Source organism: Pontibacter sp. JAM-7 (genome assembly GCF_048548695.2).
GTDB lineage: Bacteria > Pseudomonadota > Gammaproteobacteria > Pseudomonadales > Balneatricaceae > Neptuniibacter.
The window spans coordinates 441,182-464,160 of record NZ_JBLYIF020000001.1 but is presented as its reverse complement, the minus strand read 5'-3'; the positions used below and the strand labels follow the sequence as shown (position 1 = coordinate 464,160).

At 52.9% G+C, this 22,979-nt stretch carries 19 protein-coding genes; 13 read left to right on the top strand and 6 right to left on the bottom strand.

All coding sequences use genetic code 11. The features are described from left to right. The first annotated feature begins 94 nt into the window (after positions 1–94). From ACFVYJ_RS01995 to ACFVYJ_RS01965, 7 genes are read left to right on the top strand one after another with little or no spacing between them, the layout of a single operon-like run. Entirely contained in the window at positions 95–910 is an 816-nt protein-coding gene (locus tag ACFVYJ_RS01995) for a MotA/TolQ/ExbB proton channel family protein (RefSeq protein WP_419414509.1), read from the top strand. Beyond that, a complete protein-coding gene (locus tag ACFVYJ_RS01990) occupies positions 900–1,298 on the top strand; it encodes an ExbD/TolR family protein (protein WP_419414508.1) in 399 nt (132 codons plus the stop codon). The genes ACFVYJ_RS01995 and ACFVYJ_RS01990 overlap by 11 nt, the downstream gene beginning before the upstream one ends. Then, the gene (locus ACFVYJ_RS01985) at positions 1,295–1,723 is read left to right on the top strand and encodes an ExbD/TolR family protein (RefSeq protein ID WP_419414507.1); all 429 of its coding nucleotides are present in this window, start codon (positions 1,295–1,297) and stop codon (positions 1,721–1,723) included. Before ACFVYJ_RS01990 ends, ACFVYJ_RS01985 begins: the two co-directional genes overlap by 4 nt. After that, positions 1,720–2,502, top strand: coding sequence for a TonB family protein (locus ACFVYJ_RS01980; protein ID WP_419414506.1), 783 nt, complete (start codon positions 1,720–1,722; stop codon positions 2,500–2,502). Before ACFVYJ_RS01985 ends, ACFVYJ_RS01980 begins: the two co-directional genes overlap by 4 nt. 51 nt (positions 2,503–2,553) lie before the next feature. Further along, the gene (locus ACFVYJ_RS01975) at positions 2,554–4,791 is read left to right on the top strand and encodes a TonB-dependent receptor (protein ID WP_419414505.1); all 2,238 of its coding nucleotides are present in this window, start codon (positions 2,554–2,556) and stop codon (positions 4,789–4,791) included. 49 nt (positions 4,792–4,840) lie between these two features. Next, on the top strand, positions 4,841–5,524 hold the full coding sequence (locus ACFVYJ_RS01970; RefSeq protein ID WP_419414504.1) for a Fe2+-dependent dioxygenase: 684 nt from the start codon (positions 4,841–4,843) through the stop codon (positions 5,522–5,524). An 11-nt stretch (positions 5,525–5,535) separates the two neighbouring features. Beyond that, positions 5,536–6,642 carry an alpha-hydroxy acid oxidase gene (locus tag ACFVYJ_RS01965; protein WP_419414503.1) on the top strand — a complete coding sequence of 369 codons (1,107 nt, stop codon included), beginning with the start codon at positions 5,536–5,538 and terminating at the stop codon, positions 6,640–6,642. Positions 6,643–6,891: 249 nt separating this feature from the next. Here the strand turns inward: ACFVYJ_RS01965 and ACFVYJ_RS01960 are convergent, their stop codons facing one another. Next, entirely contained in the window at positions 6,892–7,752 is an 861-nt protein-coding gene (locus ACFVYJ_RS01960) for an SPFH domain-containing protein (RefSeq protein WP_419414502.1), read from the bottom strand. 22 nt (positions 7,753–7,774) lie between these two features. Next, positions 7,775–8,227, bottom strand: coding sequence for an NfeD family protein (locus ACFVYJ_RS01955; protein WP_419414501.1), 453 nt, complete (start codon positions 8,225–8,227; stop codon positions 7,775–7,777). Between the two features lie 211 nt (positions 8,228–8,438). Here ACFVYJ_RS01955 and ACFVYJ_RS01950 point away from each other — a divergent pair, with 211 nt between their 5' ends. From ACFVYJ_RS01950 to ACFVYJ_RS01925, 6 genes are all read left to right on the top strand, one after another. Next, positions 8,439–9,899 carry an NAD-dependent succinate-semialdehyde dehydrogenase gene (locus tag ACFVYJ_RS01950; RefSeq protein ID WP_419414500.1) on the top strand — a complete coding sequence of 487 codons (1,461 nt, stop codon included), beginning with the start codon at positions 8,439–8,441 and terminating at the stop codon, positions 9,897–9,899. Positions 9,900–9,902: 3 nt separating this feature from the next. Further along, positions 9,903–11,024 (top strand): isocitrate/isopropylmalate dehydrogenase family protein, encoded by a 1,122-nt coding sequence (locus ACFVYJ_RS01945; RefSeq protein WP_419414499.1) that lies wholly within the window; start codon positions 9,903–9,905, stop codon positions 11,022–11,024. A gap of 123 nt (positions 11,025–11,147) precedes the next feature. Continuing rightward, entirely contained in the window at positions 11,148–12,407 is a 1,260-nt protein-coding gene (locus ACFVYJ_RS01940; protein WP_419414498.1) for an aspartate aminotransferase family protein, read from the top strand. Beyond that, a complete protein-coding gene (locus ACFVYJ_RS01935; RefSeq protein WP_419414497.1) occupies positions 12,404–13,345 on the top strand; it encodes a D-2-hydroxyacid dehydrogenase in 942 nt (313 codons plus the stop codon). Before ACFVYJ_RS01940 ends, ACFVYJ_RS01935 begins: the two co-directional genes overlap by 4 nt. 86 nt (positions 13,346–13,431) lie before the next feature. Next, the gene (locus tag ACFVYJ_RS01930) at positions 13,432–14,838 is read left to right on the top strand and encodes an amidase (RefSeq protein WP_419414496.1); all 1,407 of its coding nucleotides are present in this window, start codon (positions 13,432–13,434) and stop codon (positions 14,836–14,838) included. Between the two features lie 11 nt (positions 14,839–14,849). Further along, positions 14,850–16,058 carry a pyridoxal phosphate-dependent aminotransferase gene (locus ACFVYJ_RS01925; protein WP_419414495.1) on the top strand — a complete coding sequence of 403 codons (1,209 nt, stop codon included), beginning with the start codon at positions 14,850–14,852 and terminating at the stop codon, positions 16,056–16,058. 6 nt (positions 16,059–16,064) lie between these two features. On the opposite strand, the gene ACFVYJ_RS01920 is transcribed toward ACFVYJ_RS01925, so the two are convergent. The 4 genes from ACFVYJ_RS01920 to ACFVYJ_RS01905 form a co-directional block, all read right to left on the bottom strand. Next, entirely contained in the window at positions 16,065–17,294 is a 1,230-nt protein-coding gene (locus ACFVYJ_RS01920; RefSeq protein ID WP_419414494.1) for a molybdopterin molybdotransferase MoeA, read from the bottom strand. Continuing rightward, a complete protein-coding gene (moaB, locus tag ACFVYJ_RS01915; protein WP_419414493.1) occupies positions 17,291–17,836 on the bottom strand; it encodes a molybdenum cofactor biosynthesis protein B in 546 nt (181 codons plus the stop codon). The genes ACFVYJ_RS01920 and moaB overlap by 4 nt, the downstream gene beginning before the upstream one ends. 249 nt (positions 17,837–18,085) lie before the next feature. After that, positions 18,086–20,089 carry a sigma-54-dependent Fis family transcriptional regulator gene (locus ACFVYJ_RS01910; RefSeq protein WP_419414492.1) on the bottom strand — a complete coding sequence of 668 codons (2,004 nt, stop codon included), beginning with the start codon at positions 20,087–20,089 and terminating at the stop codon, positions 18,086–18,088. 582 nt (positions 20,090–20,671) lie between these two features. Beyond that, the gene (locus ACFVYJ_RS01905) at positions 20,672–22,924 is read right to left on the bottom strand and encodes an efflux RND transporter permease subunit (protein WP_419414491.1); all 2,253 of its coding nucleotides are present in this window, start codon (positions 22,922–22,924) and stop codon (positions 20,672–20,674) included. Positions 22,925–22,979 lie beyond the last annotated feature (55 nt).

Genomic DNA, 22,979 nt, shown 5'->3' with positions numbered 1-22,979 from the left:
TTGCAAAGCAACATTCGCAAACCTAAATGATAATGTATTGCTAATGAGAATGATTCCGTTTAATATTACGTTAAAAATTACATCGGAGACTATCGTGGCCAGCCAAGTCGAATCCAGCACCCCATTGCTGCATGCAACCCAAGCACCTTCTCAGACAGGCTCTTTAGTGCCGGCGACAGCTGAGATCCGTTCAGACTTTACAGCTGAAATCGTCAGTTCCAACGCAGATAATGCAGCACAAATCTACCCTCTGCCTGGCACTGAACGCATTCTGGACCTACTGCAGACCGGTGGACCCGTGGTATGGATTTTGTTGGGATTTTCTATCGTTGCTTTAAGCATTTTACTGATCAAAGTATGGCAGTTGCTGCTGCTGCAACCTGAGCGCACGACCGATGTCAGCATGGCCCTGAACCACTGGCGTAAGCGCGACACCGAGACCGCCCTCACCTGCCTGAAAACACACCGCCCGATTTCGGCTTTGGTGGCTACAGCAATGTCACACCGCAACCACCTCAACCCTGAATTATTACAGGAAGAACTTAGCCGGCTGGCACAAAAACACCTAAACCAATTACGCAGCCTGCTGCGGCCTCTGGAAGTTATCGCCACGCTCAGCCCACTACTGGGTTTGCTGGGCACCGTACTGGGCATGATCACCGCCTTTCAGCAGATGGAAGCGGCCGGCAGCCAAGTTGACCCGGCGACACTGTCCGGGGGTATCTGGCAGGCTCTGCTAACGACTGCCGTGGGACTGTCGGTAGCGATCCCGGTATTGATTGTCCATGCCTGGCTGGAACGTAAAAATGAACGTGTAGCAGCCCGCATGAACGATGCTGTGACGCAGGTATTTACCTGTGAACAAACCACCAGCAAGACTGGCAGCGGAGATATCAAGCGTGTTGCTTGAGCTACAGACAATAAGCCGCAGAAGGGCTATCAGCCTGACCCCATTAATTGATGTGGTATTTATCTTGCTGTTGTTTTTTATGCTGTCGTCGAGCTTTGTGCAGACGCGCCAAATTAATCTGCCTGTCGCATCAGCGGCTACCGGGGAACCTGAACAGATCACCCAGATCGAACTCCAGGATAATCAGGGCATCATCCGCATAGACGGGCAACGTTATCCCAGCCAGCAGACAGCACAACTGCAAGCGCTGATAAACCAGGCACCCGCCTCCGCCTTTGTCTTGAGTGCCAAGGCCGATGTCTCTACCCAGGCACTGATAGAGTTACTGGACCGTCTGCATCAGGCCGGGGCTGAAAAAGTCTCCTTGAGCGGAGTCCTGATGCCATGATGATTCCTGCAGCACAAAAGCCCAGCACCCTGGGAAATGATGACAATCTCATTCCACTGATCAACGTGGTGTTTCTGATGCTGATCTTCTTTATGGTCGCAGGTCATATACAAACCAGCGATCCGGCGAATATCCAGCTGCCAGAATCACAAGCCAATACTGATAACGACCAGCAGCGCCATGAACTGTTGATTGATGCTGCAGGAAACTGTTATCTGGATGGCAACCTGGTGGCGCACAGTCTGCTGGAAAACCCGTTAAATCAGTTGGCCAGCAGCCGATCTGACTCAAGCCTGCCACTGTTGGTCAAGGCTGATGCGCAACTACCGGTCAGCCAGCTGCAGCAACGCCTGCGTCTGGTACACGCAGCAGGTATTCAACGGATATCACTGGCCACCCGCCTGATCACAGGTGTCGCACCATGATTCACTGGCGGCATTATGGGGTAGCCATCCTGACGGCAGTCTCTTTGCACCTGTTGGCTGCGCTGTATCTAAGCCACAACGCCCAATCAGGCGCACAGGCACAGGGCGATACCGGCATTGAAATTGATCTCGGCATGCTGGGTGACTTGGGCAGTGCCAATGCCAATCAGGACAGCCAGCAGCGACCTGAACCCGTGGTAACAGACCCGGAACCTGCGGTAAAGCCGCCGGAACCCACACCAGCCCCACAGCAGGCCGAACCCAAAATACAACCACGACTCCAGGCCGAACCTGAGGCCATTCAGGTAACACAACAGCCTGAGCCTGAACCCGTAAAAAACAGCGTTAAACAAGCCAAAGTGCCCGCAGAACACACGGCTACCAAGCAATCTTCGCAGCAACCGGCGCAGCAGCAAGACAATCACCAGGCCCAACGCAAGCAATCCACCGGCCGCAGCAATAGTTTAACGTCCGGTGGCAATCCAGGCGCTGTGCGTTCCTACTTTGCTTTAATCCAGGCCCATCTGGCCAAACACAAACGTTACCCCATCACCTCTCGTCGCCGGGGCGAAGAGGGGGTAGTCAACATCAGTTTCCGGCTGGCCGCCAATGGCCGCTTGCTTGATTACAAAATACTCAAAGGCGCGGGCTATCCGCGGTTGAATCAAGCAGTCATCCAGATGCTGACAACAGCCAGTCCGTTACCACCGTTTCCGGACGCTATCAGCGAACCGGAACTGACTATCAAAATTCCGATCGAGTTTCGACTCAACCAATAACCTATTAACTATCTGAAAAATAACAGCTCTATGCCTGTTAAGGGGATTCCTATGTCCAAAAAAACGCTTCCACCCATCTACCTGAACCAGAGTTTTACCCGGGTGCCGTCCTCTATTTCACTAGCCAGTGGTCTGGCGCTGGCCGTGGCAGCCGCCCTGCCCCTGACCGCTCAGGCGCAAGAGGTTCAGCTGGATGCCCTAGTCGTAGAAGACAGCGGCATTGCGCCTGATGCCAACCCCTATGCCGAACCAGGTGCATCCTATAAGGCGAAAAAACTCTCGGACAGTAAACACACCCGGGATATTGCCGACACCCCGCAGACCATGACGGTTCTGACCAAGGATGTGATCGACGAGTCGGGTAAAAATGAACTGAAAGACCTGCTGAGCGCCCAGCCGGGCATCACTCTGGGTACCGGCGAAGGCGGCAACTCCTTTGGTGACCGCTATATTATCCGGGGTTATGAAGCCCGCAGTGATGTGTTCACTGATGGCCTGCGTGAACCCGGTCTGATCACTCGCGACACCTTTGCCCTGGAACAGGTAGAAATCAGCAAAGGCCCAAGCTCCACCTTTGCCGGTCGTGGCACCACTGGGGGTGCGGTAAACACCGTCACCAAGAAAGCCAGCCTGGATGATGATTTCAACAAACTTGAGGGCGGCCTGGGCACCGACGATTATCACCGTTTTACCTTTGATGCCAACCGGGTGGTCAACGACAGTCTGGCGATACGACTCAACGCCCTTTATGGCGAAACCGATATTCCCGACCGTGACCCGGCCGCTGAACAGCGTCAGGGTGCCCTGCTGTCTGGTGTACTTCAGGCCACCGATGATTTGAAGCTGTCGGCAGATTATTATTACTTCCGCGCCGATGACCGTACCGATCCCGGCGTGGCATTTGACCGTAATAACCAATCATTCAACAAGTACGACTATGTGGGTCAGGATAGCCTGGATTTCCAGAAATCCAGTGCCGACATCTTCACCCTCGCTGCGGATTACCAGCTCTCAGATGCCGCGCGACTCGAGAACAAAACCCGTATCGGCAATACCAGTAACGACTACATTATCACCGCTTACAGTGCACGCCGGGGCGATATCCGTTCCTTTACCGGCTGGCAAGATAATGACTACTTTGGCAACCAGACCAACCTGATCATTGACACCGATCTGGGTGGCAAACGGCATACCATCGTCGCTGGTGTTGAATACGCCCAAGAAGATGTTGCGGCGGGTAATTACAGTGTCGATCAGACCAACACTTTCACCATTGACCCCTACAATGCTGACAATAACCTATGGCAAGGTAGCACCAGCAAAAGTGACAAAATGTCAGACCTGAGCCTGAAAACCTGGTCGGTTTACCTGATGGATACCATCACCCTGAACCAGGACTGGGAACTGTTTGGCGGTGTACGCTACGACCACTTCGATTACAAGCTATGGACCGCCGAACGGGAGCTTCGCGGCACCATTATTCCTGAAGCCAACTACGCCTTCAGCGATGGATTCTGGAACGGTCATCTGGGGGTGGTGTTCTCACCCTGGGCAAACGGTAATGTTTACGCCAGCTGGAGCACCTCCTCCAATATCAACGGTGGTGAAGCCGATGCCGGGTCCAGCTGTGGCTACGGCGGTCTGTGTGTCGACAGCGATGGTAACTATGCCCATGCGGAACCGGAGCAGTCTACCAACTGGGAGCTGGGCACCAAATGGAACCTAATGGACGAGCAGCTGCTACTGACGGCTGCGGTATTCCAGACCACCAAGGATGATGTCATCGAGGGCGGCTCCGATTCATACTCAACCGGCGGTACCCTCAACACCGGCAAAAACCGGGTGGAAGGTATCGAACTCGGCCTATCGGGTAACCTAACCGATAAACTCAGCGGGCAATTTGGTATCGCGCTGATGAACTCAGAGACGCTGGAATCTTATAACCCTGACATCATCGGCTTGCCCAAAGCCAACTTTGCTGAGAAAAGCGCCAGCCTGCAGCTGAAATACCAGCTGACCTCTGACTTTGCCTTTGGCGGTAACCTGACCTATGCCAGCGAAATGTTTGGCGGCCAGCCGGATACCGGTGCCAGCCTGAACATCCGCGCACCAGGCTATTCCGTGGTTGACCTGTTTGCCCTGTGGCAGATCCAGCCGGACTTGTCACTGCGTGCCAATGTGCAGAATGTGGCCGACAAGGAGTACTACACCGCTATCTACCGTGGTGGCAGCATCGTCTATCTGGGTGATGCCCGCAGTGCCAACGTGACACTCAGCTACCGTTTTTAAGCTCATACTGCGGAGGGACTTTCCCTCCGCAGCTTTTGCAGGAACGAACATGATCATTGTCATTCCCCAAGTGCTGAACCTCGATCAGGTTAAACAGATGCGTCAGCACATGGATCAGGCCAACTGGCAGGACGGGCGTAATACCGCCGGGACACAGGCCATTGGCAACAAACACAACCAGCAACTCGATCAGGATGATCCACTCACCCAACAATTAGCAGACTTTATTCTGGCTGCCTTGGCACGCCAGCCCGAGTTTGTCGCGGCCGCATTACCCCTGAAAATCCTGCCACCCATGTTTAACCGCTACCGGCAGGGAGAAACCTACGGCCTGCATGTTGATAACGCCATTCGTTTGATCCCAGGCAGTGCAACCCGGTTAAGAACCGACCTCTCTGCCACCCTGTTTCTGGCGGAACAGAACGAATATGAGGGCGGCGAACTAGAAATTGAAGACCAATATGACACCCAGCGCATCAAGCTGGATGCCGGCGATATGGTGCTCTACCCCTCCACCAGCCTGCACCGGATCACGCCGGTAACAAGGGGACAAAGATTGGCAGCATTTTTCTGGATACAAAGCATGGTGCGCCAGCATGAACAGCGTCAAGCACTCTACCAGCTCGACAACACCATACGCAGCTTGACAACAGACCTTGGTCAGGACGCTAAACCTGTGCTTGACCTGACCCAGGTCTACCACAAATTACTACGCCAACTGGCCGACACCTAATGGAGTGCTCCATGTCACACCCTGCCCCGGCTCTGCAAAGCATCCCTTCTGACCTGGTGAGTCTGGCTGACTACCGCCACTATGCCCGTCAGCACCTGCCCCATGATATCTATGAATACATCGCCGGAGGTGGTGCGGACGAGATCAGCCTGAAACGCAACCGTAACAGCTTTGAGCAACACCTGATTCAACCTCGTATCTTGCGCCATATGACCGAAGGCAGCACACGATCCGAGTTATTAGGCCAAACCCTGCGTTATCCGGTATTACTGGCACCGGTAGCCTTTCAGCACCTGGCTCACCCGGAAGGCGAAATGGCCACGGCGCGGGCCGCAAATGCGCTGGATACGGGGATGGTAGTCAGTACACTGGCATCCACCTCCATGGAACAATTGGCCGCCACACTGGAAGGCCCCAAATGGTTCCAGCTGTATTTTCAACAGGACCGGGACTTCACCCTGAGTCTGGTGCGCCGGGCAGAAGCAGCGGGTTATAGTCATCTGATGGTAACGGTCGATGCACCACTTCACGGCATCCGCAACCGTGCCCAACGTGCCGGATTCGAACTGCCACCGCAAATCAGTGCTGTAAATCTGATAGACCGTCCACCGCTACCCCGCAAGGTACTGGAGCCGGAACAGAGCATAGTGTTTCAGGGCATGATGAGCGAAGCCCCGACCTGGAGTGACATCAACTGGCTACTGCAGCACACCCGCTTACCGGTGATCCTGAAAGGAGTGCTGCATCCTGATGATGCGGTACAGGCAAAACAGATGGGGATCGACGGTATCGTCATTTCTAACCATGGTGGACGAACACTGGACTGCGTGCCTGCAGCGCTGGATGTGTTACCCAAAATCCGGGAGTGTGTGGGAGAGAAATATGCCATCCTGCTGGATGGCGGTATCGAGCGCGGCACCGATATTTTCAAAGCTCTGGCCCTAGGTGCCAACGCGGTGTTGATTGGCCGACCTCAGGTATTTGCCCTGGCCGTGGCAGGCGCCCTGGGCGTAGCCCATATGTTGCGCCTACTGCGGGAAGAGCTGGAAGTGACCATGGCACTGGCCGGTACACCCAGGTTGGCAGATATTAATGCAGACTGCTTGATAGATGCATAGAAATTTAACGCCTGAAGAACCGGTAGCAAAGCCAGAGCGAAGCAGCGGTTTAGATGTCCGTGCCTTTACTTATTAGGCATGGCAGATGATAAGTACGTCCTTTTCCTATCGCCGTAAATAGAGCAAACTGCACAACGTCGGCCATAAACCATATCCAAGAATATACATAGCTTATACGTACCGAACTGAAAGCCCCGAAGGGCGGATTCTATGAATCAAGCATAACCAGATATTAAACGAGGGCGCTGATCAGCGCCCCATCCCACCCAGAATGCCCCGCACCGCCGCTGGAATATCCCCCGGCAACAGTACGGTTTTGCTGTTTTCACTCACTGCCATATCCTTAATAGCATCGACATATTTCTCACCGATCAGGTAAACCACCGGCAGCTCATTACCCTGAATCGCCATAGTGACTTTCTCAATTGCCGCCTGACTGGCCTCCGCCAACACCACTTTGGCTTCAGCATCACGCCGCGAGGCTTCCAACCGACCTTCTGCTTCAAGAATTGCCGCTGCTTTTTCACCATCGGCACGGGTTACGGTCGCTCTTCGCTGCCGCTCGGCCGCCGCCTGCTCTTCCATCGCCATCTGCATGGTTTGAGATGGATTGATATCCTGAATCTCAACGGTTTTCATGGTGATACCCCAATCGGCGATATCATCAGAAATCGCGCCCTTCAGCTTGGCCTTGATCTGATCACGGTTAGACAGGGCTTGATCCAGATTCATCTCACCGATAATAGAACGCAACGAGGTCTGCACCAGGTTCTGAATGGCGATATTGTAATTATCGACCCCATACACCGCTTTTTCTGGCGAAATGATATTCATATAGGCCACGGCGTTAGCGATGATCACTGCATTGTCCAGAGTAATCACCTCCTGCGACGGAATATCAAGCACGATATCCTTGGTGGTGACTTTATAGGGAACGGTATCAATATAGGGGATGATAAATTTCAGGCCAGGGCCAAGGGTGCGATGATATTTCCCCAACCGCTGCACCACATGTTTGCTGCCCTGCGGGACAATTTTCACCCCCATAAACAGCGTGATAATCACCAGCACTGCAAACACCAGCGCCATACTCAATCCTTCGATCAACATCTTTATGTCCTCTTACAGAAGCTTAGCGTTTGTCCACAATCAGGGTATTACCCGACATCTCTCTGATGGCCACCCGGTCTCCCAGGGAGACATCCTGATCACAGATAAAATCCCATTCATCATCACCCAGCACCGGTGTAGTAAAGCGCACCCTGCCACGACCATTGGCTCCAGGCAGCCGGATCACCTGTCCGGTTTCACCGACAATTGCCTCACGGGCAATACCTGCCTTGGTACGGTCTTTCATCAAGGGTTTGAATACCATAAACCAGGCCAAGGCGAACAGTGATGATACCACCACCCATATGACCAGTTGACTACTCACTCCCAGGCCTGGCATCAGAATCAGCAACAGGGACATCAGCAGCCCCCCCAGCCCAAACCAGAAGATGGTAAAACTCGGTATCAGTATCTCGGCCAGCATCAACAACATGCCAAACACGGCCCAGTGCCAGTATTCAATCTGAAACTCCATATCGTCCCCTAATCCAAACACAAAAAACGATTATGCGGCAGTTTCTCAGTGGGGTCGACTCCCTCTTAAAGGCCCACTGTACATTTGTGCGCCAGCGTACAAATTTGATAATTCTCCAGCGCTTTAAACACAACGCCGGTTTTTGTCTGCTAAGGTAGAGGGCATATACCCCACGGAGGTATTTTTTCGTTGCCCGAATAAGGAGTTTGCTATGTCCCAGCTTCCGCTGCAGTCGGCCGAACTGTTTCATCAGAACTGCTACGTTGGAGGCGAATGGGTCGCCGCCACTTCAGGAGCCAAACTGGAAGTAGACAACCCCGCCAGTGGCGAGATCATTGGCAATATCCCTGACTTCGATGCGAGTGATACGCAACATGCCATCGCGGCAGCCGCTGAAGGATTTCAGCAGTGGCGACGCACCAGTGCCACCACCCGAAGCGATCACCTTTATCGCTGGTATCAGCTGATGCTGGATCACAGTGATGACCTGGCCACACTGATGACCCTGGAACAGGGCAAACCGCTGGCAGAGGCCAAGGGCGAAGTGCTGTATGCCGCATCATTCCTGCGCTGGTTTGCCGAAGAAGCCCGCCGTGCATATGGCGACACCATACCCGGCAGCACCCCAGACCAACATATCATTGTTACCCGTCAGCCGGTGGGAGTCAGTGCTGCCATCACCCCCTGGAACTTCCCTGCGGCCATGATTACCCGCAAAGCAGGTGCTGCACTGGCGGCCGGCTGTTCTATGGTGGTTAAACCGGCAGAAGCCACACCTTACACTGCGCTGGCGCTGGCGCATTTAAGCCAGCAAGCGGGTATCCCCGCCGGAGTCTTCAACGTTATCACCGGCAACCCGGTTATCATTGGTCAAACCCTGACCAGTAGCCCGACCGTACGCAAACTTAGCTTTACTGGCTCTACTGCAGTTGGTCGCAAACTCATGGCGCAGTGCGCCGAGCATATCCAGAAAGTCTCTCTGGAACTGGGCGGTAATGCGCCCTTTATTGTGTTCGACGATGCCGACCTGGATCAGGCCGTAGCCGGCGCGATGGCCTCAAAATTCCGCAATACCGGACAAACCTGTGTCTGTGCCAACCGTTTTCTAGTGCAAGACGGCGTGCATGACGCCTTTGTCAGCAAACTGGCGGACGCCATGTCCAAGTTACAGCTGGGTGATGGCTTTGCCGAAGGCACAACCCAATCTGCACTGATCAACCGGGCGGCAGTCGAGAAAGTGCAACAGCACTACAGCAATGCCATACAACAGGGTGCGACACGGGTATTTGGCCCTGAACCCCATGACGCCCAGGGTAACTTTGTTGCTCCGGTACTGTTAACCGGTATCAACCCGGACATGCAGATCTGCCAGGAAGAGACCTTTGGCCCTCTAGCCGGCATCATCCGATTTGATAACGAAGCCCAAGCCATCCAACTGGCTAACGACACACCCTACGGCCTCGCCGCTTATTTTTACAGTCAGAATATCCATCGGGTCTGGCGGGTTGCCGATGCGCTTGAGTACGGCATGGTCGGCATTAATGAAGGCATTATTTCCAACCCCTCCGCGCCCTTTGGCGGGGTAAAAGAATCCGGTCTGGGTCGGGAAGGTGCCCGCGAGGGCATGGCAGAGTACGAGGAAAGCAAATACCTCTGCATGGGAGGAGCCTAATTTATGACTTATCAATTGGCCCTATTACCCGGCGATGGTATTGGTGTTGAAGTCACTGCCGCGGCTGAGCAAGTTCTTGCCGCACTCACACAAAAATTTGACCTGCCATTAAAGTGGCAGACCCTGCCCTGGCCCAGTACTGCCTGGCATCAGCAGCACGGTACCATGATGCCGGACGATGCCATGCAGCAGCTGCAACAATTTGATGCCCTGCTTTTGGGCGCGTTGGGCGACCCTGGCCCCACATCCGATCACGACCGCTACCGCCTGCCAGATGGTATTTCACTTGCCCCTCTGCTTCAGATGCGTAAAGGCTTAGATCTCTGGGCCTGCGAACGGCCCGCTCGGCTGCTTCCCGGTGCGCCCTGCTACTTAGCTGACCCGCGCGCCCGTGAGGTCGATATGCTGGTCATTCGCGAGAACAGCGAAGGGGAGTATGTCAACCAAGGTGGTCGCTTGCGTCCCGGTAGCGATGATGAGATTGCCACCCAGCTGGAAGTCTTCAGTCGAAAAGCAACCAAACGCCTGATACGGCACGCTTTCCAGCGTGCCCGAGAACGTATGGAACAGCGGCAAAAACAGGCAGAAGAGAAGTCTTTTCCCTGTGACAGAGGCGGCAATCATGCTGCCCAGGTCTGCCTTATTACTAAGCGTAATGCCCAGCCGGCCTGGGGCGAAATGTATACCGAAGTGTTTGCCGAGTTGGCTGAAGAAAATCCCGATATCGCTACCCATCATGAACTGGTCGACGCCGCCTGTATGAAGTTTGTCCAGAGCCCCTGGCAATTCGACGTCGTGGTGGCCAGCAACTTGCATGGGGACATCTTAACCGACCTGGCCGCTGTGCTCTCTGGTGGGTTGGGGTTTGCACCATCTTGTAACATCAACCCGGAGCAAGATGGATTACCGGCACTGTTTGAGCCAACCCACGGGAGTGCACCAGACATTGCTGGTCAGGGGATTGCGAACCCCAGCGCCATGCTACTGACAACCGTCATGCTGCTTAGATCGCTGGGGTTACATCAAGCTGCTATTGCATTGGAACATGCGGTTACAGAACAGATAAAAACGGCACCGGAAACCACAGGTGCAGCAGTCACTCAGGCGATCATTGAACGCCTGTAACCACAGATGAAGAGTAACGGAGGAACACCACAACAGGCAGACCCGGACCTCATCCGGAAACTGTGACACCGGGACTCCCGGTCGGTCCCAGTCAGCCCCATCCAACACAACAGGAGTCTCGCTATGAGCCATTTGTCACCGCTGCTGCAACAAGCCAGTCACCTCCATGTCGATCACGGTAAAGGCTGCTGGCTGTTCGACAGCGACAACCAGGCCTATCTCGATTTCACCTCTGGCATTGGTGTCACCAGCACCGGCCACTGTCACCCGACCGTTATCACGGCAGCCAAAGCCCAACTCGACAAAGTTGTCCATGCGCAGTACACCACCGTAAGTCATCAACCGATGCTGGATCTGAGTGACCAACTGGCAGAGATGACTCCAGGCGACCTAAACTCTGTCGCTTTTAGTAACTCAGGTTCCGAAGCGGTTGAAACGGCACTGCGTCTGGCACGCCACGCAACCGGCCGCAGTAATATCATCTGTTTTCACGGCGGTTTTCATGGCCGCACCATGGGTGCTGCATCACTGACCAGCTCGGGTACTAAAGTGCGCACCGGTTTCCATCCAATGATGGCAGGTGTGGTATTTGCCCCTTTCCCCCACCTGTACCGGTACGGTTGGGATGCCGAACAGGCCACGGCTTTCTGTCTGGCAGAACTGGATGAACTGTTGGTTACCCAATCTGCACCAGATGACACCGCCGCAATGATTATCGAACCCATACAGGGTGAGTACGGTTATTACCCGGCTACGCAAGCCTTCATGCAGGGATTAGAGGAACGCTGCCGCAAGCATAATATTCTGTTGATCTGTGACGAAATTCAGGCCGGTTATGGCCGCAGCGGACGCTTCTGGAGCCTGGAGCACTTTGGCGTGCAGCCCGATATTCTGATCACTGCCAAAGGGCTTGCCAGCGGCTTTCCATTATCGGCAATTGCCGCATCCGCCAGCCTGATGGCCAAAGGTCGTCCCGGTTCTCAGGGTGGTACTTACGGCGCCAATGCGGTTGCCTGTGCCGCTGCCCTGGGCACACTTAAAGTGATGCACGAAGAAAATCTGGTGGCCAATGCCGAGCAACGCGGTATCCAGTTACGCCAAGGGCTGCAGCAACTGGTTGATAACACACCTTGGCTGGATGACCTGCGCGGTAAGGGACTGATGCTCGGACTAGAAGTGGCGGAAAACCGTACCACTCTCCGACCCGACCTGGCGGCCAAACTGACGGAAGCCTGTGAACGCCGCGGTCTGCTGTTACTGCGTTGTGGCACCCACGGTCAGGTCGTTCGCTGGCTACCGCCTCTGATTGTGACAGCTGAAGAGATCGATGACGGCTTAACCCGGTTCACAGCCGCCTTAACCGAGGTGAACAGCAGCCTATGACGGAAATACTGGTGCTCACTGCACCTGAAGAGGCCACATTACCCGGCCTGGAACAGTTACCTGATACCGTAACGCTGAAGTATGTCAGTGAACCGGAGTCCCTGCGTGCCGGACTGCGCACTGCAGATATTCTGGTAGTAACCGATTTCCGCTCCAGCATTCTCGAAGAGTGCTGGCCGGACAGCACGACGATACGCTGGGTTCACGCCACCAGTGCCGGTATCGATACTCTGCGCTTTGCGGCGCTTTGGCACAGCGAGATCGCCATCAGCAATGCCCAGGGTATATTCAATAGAGGCATCGCAGAATATGTCTTGGGCGCGGTCTTGATGTTTAGCAAAGATTTCCTTGGCAACCTGCACTACCAACAACAGGCTCAGTGGCGACACCGGGAAACCAGGCTGTTACGGCAGCAACAGGTCTTGATTGTGGGGGCCGGTTCGATCGGTACTGATGTAGGTCAGTTACTCAGCACCATGGGCATGCAAGTAACCGGGGTTGCCCGCTCAGCACGAGCAGCAACCGGCTTCACCAGCATTCATGCACAAGCGTCACTGCCGGAGCTCTTGCCCCAGGCTGACTTTGTGGTGATTACCGCGCCACTAACACCCACCACGGAAGGACTGTTTGATAACGCAATGTTTGCTGCCATCAAACCCGGCGCCTATCTGATCAACGTCGGCCGAGGCCCGATTGTTTGCACCGATGCATTAATGCAAGCACTCGATAGCGGGCAGTTAGCAGGGGCAGCACTGGACGTGTTAGAGGAAGAACCCTTACCTGCCGAGCACCCGCTGTGGGCCAAGCCCAATGTGATGATTTCAGCACATATGGCGGGTGATTTTATTGGCTGGCGCGAAGCATTGGGCCAGCAATTTGTCGAAAACTTTTCACGCTGGCAGAAGGGGGAGGTTTTGCTTAATCCGGTCACCCGGTAAATGCGCGTGCTGCGCCAATAGCTTGAAAGGCACGCTGCTATAGATCAGGAAACCTGTTTATCTGCCTTGTCAGTAAGGAGTCGTCCATGAGTCATGAATTGTTGCGAATGACCGCTACAGAACTACTGCAACACTATAAAGCAAAACAGTTATCGCCGGTGGATGTAACCCGGGCAATGCTCGAACAGATTGAGCGGCTGGACAGTCAGGTTAACGGTTTTTGCCTGGTAGATCCTGACACCAGCCTGGCCCTGGCGAAAGCGTCTGAACTGCGCTATCAGAACAATGCCACTCAAGGTCTGCTCGATGGCGTACCGGTCGCGGTGAAAGATGTTTTCCTCACCCCGATGTGGCCGACCATTAAGGGGTCTAAAACCATCGACGCTAACAGCACGCTGAACAAAGCCTCACCGGCGACAGCCGCCCTGCAGCGCAACGGCTATATCCCCATTGGTAAAACCACAACGCCAGAATTTGGCTGGAAGGGGGTAACCGATAACCCCGTCGATGGCATAACCAGTAACCCTTGGAATCCGGACAAAACGTCTGGTGGTTCCAGCGGTGGTAGTGGTGTTGCTGTCGCACTAGGCATGGCACCCCTGGCACTGGGTACCGATGCTGGTGGCTCCATTCGCATACCCGCAGCTTTTTGTGGCGTGGTGGGTCTTAAACCCTCATTTGGTGAAGTCCCCCATTGGCCCGCCAGCCCGTTTGGCACCCTGGCCCATGCCGGCCCAATGACCTGGACGGTAGAAGACTGCGCGTTGATGATGAATGTCCTGACCGAAGCCGACCATCGGGATACCCATGCCATACCACGACGTGGTATTGATTATCTCGCCAACCTGGGGGGTGACCTGAAAGGGCTGAAAATAGCGTACAGTCCTAATCTCGGATATGTCGATGTAGACCCCGATATTGAACAGGCAGTCGCAGCCGCTGCTGAAGTATTTAAAGAATTGGGGGCAGACGTGGTCAGGGTTGATCCCGGTTTTGGCGACCCCTTGGCGGCTTTTGGCCACCTGTTTTATGGCGGTGCAGCCAATGCGATGCGCGACCTTGGCAGCCGGAAACGGTCACTAATGGACCCCGAGTTGGTTAAAGTGGCAGAAAAGGCCGGTAAGCTCAGCATGCTGGATTATATGGGTGCTGTGAATGAAATGATGAAACTGCGTGAGCGCATGGCCAATTTCCATCAGCGCTATGACCTGCTGTTAACACCCACCCTGCCCCTGACCGCCTTCAAGGCGGGACGCGAAGTACCGGTCGACTGGCCGAATACCCGGTGGCCCACCTGGACGCCATTTACCTACCCATTCAATATGACCGGACAACCCGGCCTGTCAGTACCTTGTGGTTTTGACAGTCAGGGGTTGCCAATCGGACTGCAACTAGTTGGGGCTCGGTTTAATGATGCATTGGTGCTCAAGGCGGGTCATGCCTACCAGCAAGCCCGGCCTCTCACCGACCAACGCCCATCCCTGTTTGGTTAAGGAGACTTGATATGCCATCACTGAGCAGCATGGATATAGACCTGTACGAATCGGAAGATCCAATCTGGAATCCAGCCCTTATGGCGATCCCGATTCCGGGGATCCGCCGTATGGTAAACATGGCCGCAGAGATGGACGATGTGATTCATCTGTCTATTGGCCAACCCGACCTGCCAACTCCGAAAAATGTCATCGATGCAACGATCAAAGCTCTCGAACATGGCCAAACCGGTTACACCCTGGACGCAGGTATGCCCGAGCTGCTGGAATCGCTGGCCATCTATTATGGTAATCGCTATCAACGGGAACTCACCCCGGAAAATATTCTGATCACCACCGGCGCCACCGAAGCTATTTATCTGGCGCTGACCGCGGTCGCCGCGCCAGGGCGACACTTTATTGTGCCCGACCCCTCCTTCATGCTCTATGCGCCGCTTATTCGCATGAACGGCGGCGAAGTCACTGAGGTTGCAACCCGCGCTGAACATAACCACCAGTTAGACCCACAAGAAGTCATTGATGCCATCGAACCCCACACTTACGGCATTGTGCTTAACTCTCCCAGTAACCCGACCGGCACGGTGTACCCCAAGGAAACCATAGAGGCTATTGTCGAAGAGGCCGCCTACAGGGGTATTCAAATTATCAGCGACGAGGTGTATGACCACCTGATATATGATGGCAAGACGTACCCCTCAGTGCTGAGCTGCTGCAGCGACCTGGACCATGTCATGGTGGTGAGCAGTTTTTCCAAAACCTACAGCATGGCGGGCATGCGCATAGGTTGGCTTATCGCCAGTCAGGGCGCGATTAAAAAACTGCGCCGTTATCATATGTTCACCACCACAGTTGCCAATACGCCCTGTCAGTGGGCTGGCGTAGCAGCATTGCATGGGGGCAACGACTTTATTGTCGGGATGCAGGAAGAATACACCCGCCGACGGAACCGGCTGGTCAACCTGGTGGAACAAACGCCCCACCTGACCGGTTATGTGCCCGAGGGTGCGTTTTATCTATTTCCATCCTTACCGGAAGGTGCCAACGGCACCAGTGTGGCACTGCGTCTGCTGAAGGAAACCGGGGTCTGCACCATTCCGGGAGAAACCTTTGGCAGTAGTTGTACTAATGCCCTGCGGTTAAGCTATTCCACCTCAATCGAGAATATCGAACGGGCATTTGAGCGGATCATCCCCTGGATGGAACAGCAGGACTTTGACTGACCAGGCCTAAGCCAACAGTGATGCAAAGGGGTAGAAACGCAGCATCTGCCCTTTTGCCACTGGCTGGTGCGCTGGCAAGCATAGCAGCCCGTCTGCCAGTAGCGATGAACTCAGCACCCCCGAGCTTTGGTTATCTATCGGCCCGGCGTAGCATTCACCGTCTTGCTGCTGCAAACAGGCCCGAAGATATTCATCACGCACAATCGTTCGCTCACGGGAAAAGTTACTTTTAACGGCAATCGACAGTGTTGCTATCTCTTTAACGCCTTGCTGAGTGAGCAAATAGGGCCTGGCCAGCAGTAAAAATGTCACCAGCACCGCCGCCGGGTTACCCGGCAAGCCAAGCAGTGGCGTCTGCCCTACCCGGCCATACGCCAGTGGCTTACCCGGTTTAATGGCCAGCCGCCACAAATCCAGATGGCCCAACGCTTCAACGGCAGCTTTCACATGATCTTCTTCACCGACGGACACACCACCACTGGTAATAATCAGATCAGAATTTTCGGCGGCCTCTGCCAATGCGTTTCTGGTAGCGTCAGCACTGTCAGGCACGATACCAGGATAACGCACCTCGACAGCCAAAGGTTGCAGCAAACCCTGCAGGGAAAAGTAATTGGAGTTATAGATCTGGCCACCTGCACAAGGCTGGCCCGGCATCACTAGCTCATCCCCAGTCGTCAGAAGCGTCACCCGCAACCGACGGTAAACCTCGACCTCAGCAGTCCCCACTGACGCGATGACACCAAGATGCCTGCCATCGAGCCGGGTACCCGCTGACACAATAGGCTGACCCGGCTGAATATCCTGACCGGCGGGTCGAATGTTATTGCCCTGCGGTGGCCGTTGCTGCAAACGGACCCTGTCACCCTCAGCCTGACACTGCTCCTGCATGACGACAGCGTCAGCGCCCGGTGGAATTTCGGAACCCGTAAAAATTCGAGCGGCCGTGCCCTTAGCCAATGGCTGCGGCTGCTGACCAGCAGCGATGCGTTGACTGACTGGCAAGCACAGATCATCAGGCAGATCAGCGACGCACACCGCATAGCCATCCATCGCGCTATTATCGGCGGGCGGCACAGCAATCGCAGAGACCAGATCAACAGCCAGTACCCGGTTGCCAGCGTCCTGCAGTGCAACCCGCTCGATCTCACCCACCCGGGGCGCATCCGCCAATAAATGCGCCAGGGCCTGCTTTACGGGGATTAAACCCGAACTGTCACAGTCAGCCGGTTTCATCCCCGGCTCCCACACTGTTCAGCCACATCCGGCATCACCATCTGCACAAAATTACAGGGTTTATGGCGGGCATCAAGTTGTTCACAAATAATCTTATCCCAGGCGGTACAACACGCATTGGTTGAACCCGGCATGGCAAAAATCAACGTACGATTAGCCACTCCCGCAAGCGCCCTGGATTGTACAGTTGAGGTACCAATTTCCGCATAAGAGATCTGCCGAAACAGTTCACCAAAACCCTCGACGGTTTTATCAAACAGTGGGCTTAGTGCTTCAGGAGTCGAGTCACGAGCGGTGAAGCCTGTGCCTCCTGTGACCAAAACAACCTGAATCCCGGTCTCAGCTATCCACTGAGAGACGATTGCCCGCAACTGATAAATATCATCCTGCCGAATAGTTCGCGCAGCCAGATAATGCCCCGCCTCTTCCAGCCGGTTTTGTAATGCATCACCCGAAGTATCATTTGCAGAAGTACGGGTATCAGACACCGTCAGCACTGCAATATTGAGTGGTTGAAAAGGTACGTCACGTTTGTGACTCATGCCATAACTCCTGATTGTTCAGTCACCCGTGGATAAGAACGCACGCTGGGCTAAAACGGGTGAGAGGCTACCGGAACAGCAGCACCCAATGTTTGCTTCGAGGTGAAAGAGTACAACTGAAAAAACCGTAAGGCAAAGCCAATACAGGGAACGGATAGTGATCAGAAATGCAACGCCAGAGAGGGAGACTCCTCACCGCATAATCTTGCCATCCCAACCACCCTGACCAAGCCTTGAAGCCTCAAGTACTCAGCAGGCAATGGCGTATTTTTTTATTTTCTGATACAGCGTACTTTTCGCAATCCCGAGCTGCTTCGCCGCCTGCGTAAGGTTACTGTCTGTATTTTCAATCGCAGACTTAATCGCCAACTTTTCCGCCTCTTCCAGACTAATCGTAGTATTTGTCAGCATATGCTCATCGGTTTTAGTGCTATCAGCAGATGGCTGCAAGTACTCTTCCGGAAGGTCGGATGCCTCCAGTAGTGTATTGGCAGACATGAAACTCATAAATTCGAGTACGTTAGAAAGCTCGCGGATATTTCCCGGCCATTCCATCGCAACAAGCGCCTTCATCAGGCCATCTGAAATCTGTTTACACTCAATCTGATGATCTTCACTGATTCGCTGCAAAATCGATTCAACCAGCTCAGGGATTTCTGCTTTTCTTTCAGACAGTGGTTTAAGCTCCACGACTACGCTGGAAATGCGGTAATAAAGATCTTTTCTGAAGCGACCCTCTGCGACTGCTTTTTTCAGGTCGATATTGGTTGCCGCCACCAACTTAAAGTCCACAGGACGTGCGGTAACATCACCGACCCTGTAAATCTGTTTTTCCTGCAATACCCGCAAAAACAGTGGCTGTATTTCAAGTGGCATTTCGCCAATTTCATCAAGGAACAACGTACCGCCATTGGCTGCTTCGATCTTGCCAATCATGCCGCCTTTCTTGGCACCGGTAAATGCACCCTCGACATGACCAAACAGCTCACTGTTCAAGAGATCGCGGGAGAAGGAACCACAGTTAAGATCAACAAACGGACCGTGCGGATTTTTAGTTTCTGAGTGTATCGCTTTAGCAAAGAACTCCTTACCTGAACCCGTGTCCCCCAGCAACAAAATAGGCAACGGGGTTTTTGCAGCCATTTTAGCTTTGGCCGCTTCCTTGGATACATCTGGGTTAAGCACCGGCATGACCAACTGAGAGCCCGCTGGCGTTCTATTGATATCACTGCCAAAAACAGAAGAGGATTTAGCGGTGCCACTCTGCCCACGGCCGGGGAAATTGATCTTAAAACCCACTATTTCACCGCCCTCTTTATGACTTTTTACCGGTTGCACCCACTCTTCTCGTAACCAGTCTGACGGTATGGTGGCAAGCTCATTTTTCTCGCTACCAAACTGATCAAGCTGCAATCGAAAAGGTGATGTTGGTGAAAAATCCGGGAAGTACCGTTTTATAACCTTGCTGGCATTATTATTGGTACGGATAAATCGTCCCTGGCTGTCACACAGTAAAAAATCGCCTTTACTGGCGTAACGGCTATCCGCCGATAGTGCATCTTCGAGCGTCGCCCACCTTTCGGAATTCAGCATTGCTAACTGCGCCTGAATGACATTTGCCCAAGACACCACCAAAGGAATATGGAAACGGTCAAAAGTTTTGGTCAGACCAGAAACATCAATCACGCCAATACGCTGGCCATCATAAGGATCGTAGATACAGGTGGCGGTACAGCTCCAGGGTTTAAACCCCTCACAATAATGTTCTACGCCATGCACCTGTGTCGGCATATTGGTTTCAATGGCGGTGCCCACCGCATTAGACCCTGACATGCCTTCCAGCCAACCGCCACCGGGCATCAATCCCACGTCCCAGGCATCTTCCAACGTTCGAGGGTCGCCAACAATTTCCAGATTGAGCGCATTTCTGTCAGTGATAAACAACACCGTTTCCAGGTCATCCAACAATAAACGCGCTTGATCTATAGTTGACTGAGCACAGGCCAACAGGTCTTTGTTTTTAATTTTAGTCTGGTGCAGCTTACCTTCCGAAGCAATGCGGGGAGCAGCCTGAATACTTGGGTCAACTCCGGTGGACTGGCAGCGACGCCAGGAATTGAAAATACTAGAACGGACATGAAATCGCCCATCCTGTAATCCATCACATAGAAACCGGTCCCAAGCCTTATCGATCTCTCTCTGGGTGTACACAGAAGAGCTGGTACAGATATCAGCAACTTTGTAGCTAACCACAGTGCTAACCTCTTGTTATTATTTTTTTGAGTTCCTAATAACCGGCTGCGATATTAATGGGGGCTGATGATTCAGCCAAAGGTTTCTCAACCCCCTTGCGGCCAACAGATGTATCTACAAAGACACATCGCCGCGACACAATCCAGTTTTTTGCCTTGCTTGTAGCACTGGCAGTCAGATCTACGAACCGCTTGTGCTGGATACTCTCCCACGTCATGACGAACTGTCTCTGTCTAGACAGCATAAAATAAAACCAGAAAAAACATACTGGCCAGTTATATGAATTAGCTAATACCAAAGACCAATATTTTCATTCTCAATAAGCGCACTAAGTAGCAACTAAAAAAACAGATAAACTTACTACTAAAGAACTGATTGTTGTATTTAATCAATAGTATACAGATTATTGCAGACCCGCTGTTGGCGTTAAGTGATAGCTGCACAATTTGTCTAACCATGTGCACTAAGATTAGACCAAAGCAGTGATTTACAACCAAACCTTTAGCAACTGATTCGGGAAGGGTATGAAATTAAGAGAACAAGAAAAAAGCCACCTGGCATCAGGTGGCTTTGTGCTGGGGATCAATGTTTATCGTTAAAGATAAATTTGGGTTTAAAAATATAAGCCAAGGATGGCATCAGGAACAAGGCGCTCAACGCAGAGACCGATAACCAGATACCTATCAACAATCCCATCTCTGCCTGAAAACGCAGCGATGAATAAAACCAGACACAGACACTCGCGATCAGTACCAGTGCGGTGACTAACACCCCACGACCGGCACAATGCAGCGAGGTAGCGATTGAATCCAGATAGGAATTACCCTTTTCATATTCACTCTTAATCCGGTCACAAATGTAGAGTGCATAATCTACCCCCAGACCAATACCCAGGGCAGCCACCGGCACGGTGTTAATATTCATACCTATGCCCTGCCATGACATAAATGCAAACGTCACCAGATTGGATAGAATCACCGGCACCATAAAGAACATGCCGGCGATACTGGAGCGATACACCACAATACACATAATCACCAGAATAAAGAGTGCCAATGCAATCGACTGAATCTGCCCGGACAGAATCACCTCATTCACCGCAGCAATCACCCCGATTACACCACCGGCCAGGTGAATGTTTGCCTTTTCTACAATGGGGTTTTCAGCAATAAACTGATTAATGCGCGCTATGGCCGTCTGGATTGTCTCACCCTTACGGTCGGTGAAAAACAGGGTAATAGACGCATTTTTCCGATCGGTATCAACAAACCGGTCAAGGTCTCCAGGCTCCGCTGCGTTTTCGAACATATACATCAACTCACCGTTGACCAGACTGTCACTACCAAGCTCCTGATAACGGGTATTGCCCTCTCGCAGGGTTTTATTCACTTCAGGCAAAATATCCGCTATAGACAGGGTGCCGCCAATCTCCTTCTGAGCTTCCATGTAGGTCTGAAAGCGCAGCATGGTATCTAATACTTCAACCTCTTTGGCCTGATTCTGGTGTTCACCGCCGACCACCACAAACATACGATCAGCACCGGGGAACTTTTCGTTGATTTTAGAGGAGTCCAGATTGTATTCAGATGCCGGCCACAGAATAGGACTTCCGGGATTGGCATCGCCCACTTTCAAACCCAATGAGTAGTAACCACATACCAGGAACATGGAGCCGGCAATCATCACAACCACGTAGCGCGCACGAGTTTCCACCACTTTGACACAAAGGTTCAACAAGGGCCGAATTAACTTCAAATCCAGGTTCAGGCCATGCGCATAGGAGTTTGGTTTTTTCACCCAGGACAGCAGTACTGGAGTCAAGATAACCGAGCTCACTGCAACCGTAGATACCCAGACAACCGCCAACACCACCAGTTTTTGCAGCAGTGGTATAGGACTGATGGCAACCACCGCCACACACCCGGCATCAGTAGCGATCCCCAACAAACCCGGCCGCAACAGATCACGCAAGGTGACACTGGCCGCTCTTCTTGAGCAGACATTCTCACCTAATAGATCTATCTCCTCATGGAAGCGGGTGACCATCTGCACCGAGTGCGATACCGCCCTGGCGGTAATAAGCATGGCGATCACGACAACCAGGGGATCAAAATGAATACCCAGCAGGTCTGAAACACCGAGCGCCCAGATAGCACTGACGGCACCTGAGAGCAGCGGCAGTAGTGTGCCCCGCCAGGTACGGTTAATGGCAAACAGCAGTACTAGGAAAATCGCCAGGCCCATCAATACCAGATTCATGGTTTCTGGCAGATAGTGATTCACCCAGCCATACAGGATAGGGTTGCCGACAACACTGATCTCGACATTATCATCTTCATACTGCTTCGCCAGCTGATACGCCTGATCATAGGCCAGGTTGTAGTTCAACAGGTCATCAAAAAAATCCACCGTGACCAGGGTAGCCGTCAGGTCCTTAGAAACATAAGGCCCATAAACCAGAGGGTTCTTCAGAATCGCGCTCTTCAGTTCCTCTATTTCCTGCTGATCCTTAGGAAGGTTAGGCCACATATAGGGCCTACTTTCGATACCTTCTGTGGAGGCCTTAACTTCTTTAAGTTTTTTGCCTGCGATGGAATAAATCTGAAATTCATTGATTGCATCAATTTTCAACAGACCCTGAGTGATGCCCTGGACTTTTTCCAGCACATCCATTGAAAAAATATCGCCCTCTTTCGCCACCACCATAAAGCTGATGATATTTGTACCACCAAAAGTATTCTTAAATTCTTCGTGAGTTTTAATATATTCGTGAGAAGAAGGCTGCAGATCTTCAAAAACTGTTTTCACATCAATTTTTAAAGCAGGGTATGACATAATTAGTGTTACTAAAAATATCACTGCCAATACGATTCTTCTTTTATTTATACAC

Bases quoted from the DNA above. Each gene is read 5' to 3' on its own strand.
- ACFVYJ_RS01975 (WP_419414505.1), top strand. From the start codon at position 2,554: ATGTCCAAAAAAACGCTTCCACCCATCTACCTGAACCAGAGTTTTACC.
- ACFVYJ_RS01920 (WP_419414494.1), bottom strand. From the start codon at position 17,294: ATGAAACCGGCTGACTGTGACAGTTCGGGTTTAATCCCCGTAAAGCAG.
- ACFVYJ_RS01980 (WP_419414506.1), top strand. From the start codon at position 1,720: ATGATTCACTGGCGGCATTATGGGGTAGCCATCCTGACGGCAGTCTCT.
- ACFVYJ_RS01970 (WP_419414504.1), top strand. From the start codon at position 4,841: ATGATCATTGTCATTCCCCAAGTGCTGAACCTCGATCAGGTTAAACAG.
- ACFVYJ_RS01965 (WP_419414503.1), top strand. From the start codon at position 5,536: ATGTCACACCCTGCCCCGGCTCTGCAAAGCATCCCTTCTGACCTGGTG.
- ACFVYJ_RS01935 (WP_419414497.1), top strand. From the start codon at position 12,404: ATGACGGAAATACTGGTGCTCACTGCACCTGAAGAGGCCACATTACCC.
- ACFVYJ_RS01985 (WP_419414507.1), top strand. From the start codon at position 1,295: ATGATGATTCCTGCAGCACAAAAGCCCAGCACCCTGGGAAATGATGAC.
- ACFVYJ_RS01950 (WP_419414500.1), top strand. From the start codon at position 8,439: ATGTCCCAGCTTCCGCTGCAGTCGGCCGAACTGTTTCATCAGAACTGC.
- ACFVYJ_RS01930 (WP_419414496.1), top strand. From the start codon at position 13,432: ATGAGTCATGAATTGTTGCGAATGACCGCTACAGAACTACTGCAACAC.
- ACFVYJ_RS01925 (WP_419414495.1), top strand. From the start codon at position 14,850: ATGCCATCACTGAGCAGCATGGATATAGACCTGTACGAATCGGAAGAT.
- ACFVYJ_RS01905 (WP_419414491.1), bottom strand. From the start codon at position 22,924: ATGTCATACCCTGCTTTAAAAATTGATGTGAAAACAGTTTTTGAAGAT.
- moaB (WP_419414493.1), bottom strand. From the start codon at position 17,836: ATGAGTCACAAACGTGACGTACCTTTTCAACCACTCAATATTGCAGTG.
- ACFVYJ_RS01960 (WP_419414502.1), bottom strand. From the start codon at position 7,752: ATGTTGATCGAAGGATTGAGTATGGCGCTGGTGTTTGCAGTGCTGGTG.
- ACFVYJ_RS01940 (WP_419414498.1), top strand. From the start codon at position 11,148: ATGAGCCATTTGTCACCGCTGCTGCAACAAGCCAGTCACCTCCATGTC.
- ACFVYJ_RS01955 (WP_419414501.1), bottom strand. From the start codon at position 8,227: ATGGAGTTTCAGATTGAATACTGGCACTGGGCCGTGTTTGGCATGTTG.
- ACFVYJ_RS01945 (WP_419414499.1), top strand. From the start codon at position 9,903: ATGACTTATCAATTGGCCCTATTACCCGGCGATGGTATTGGTGTTGAA.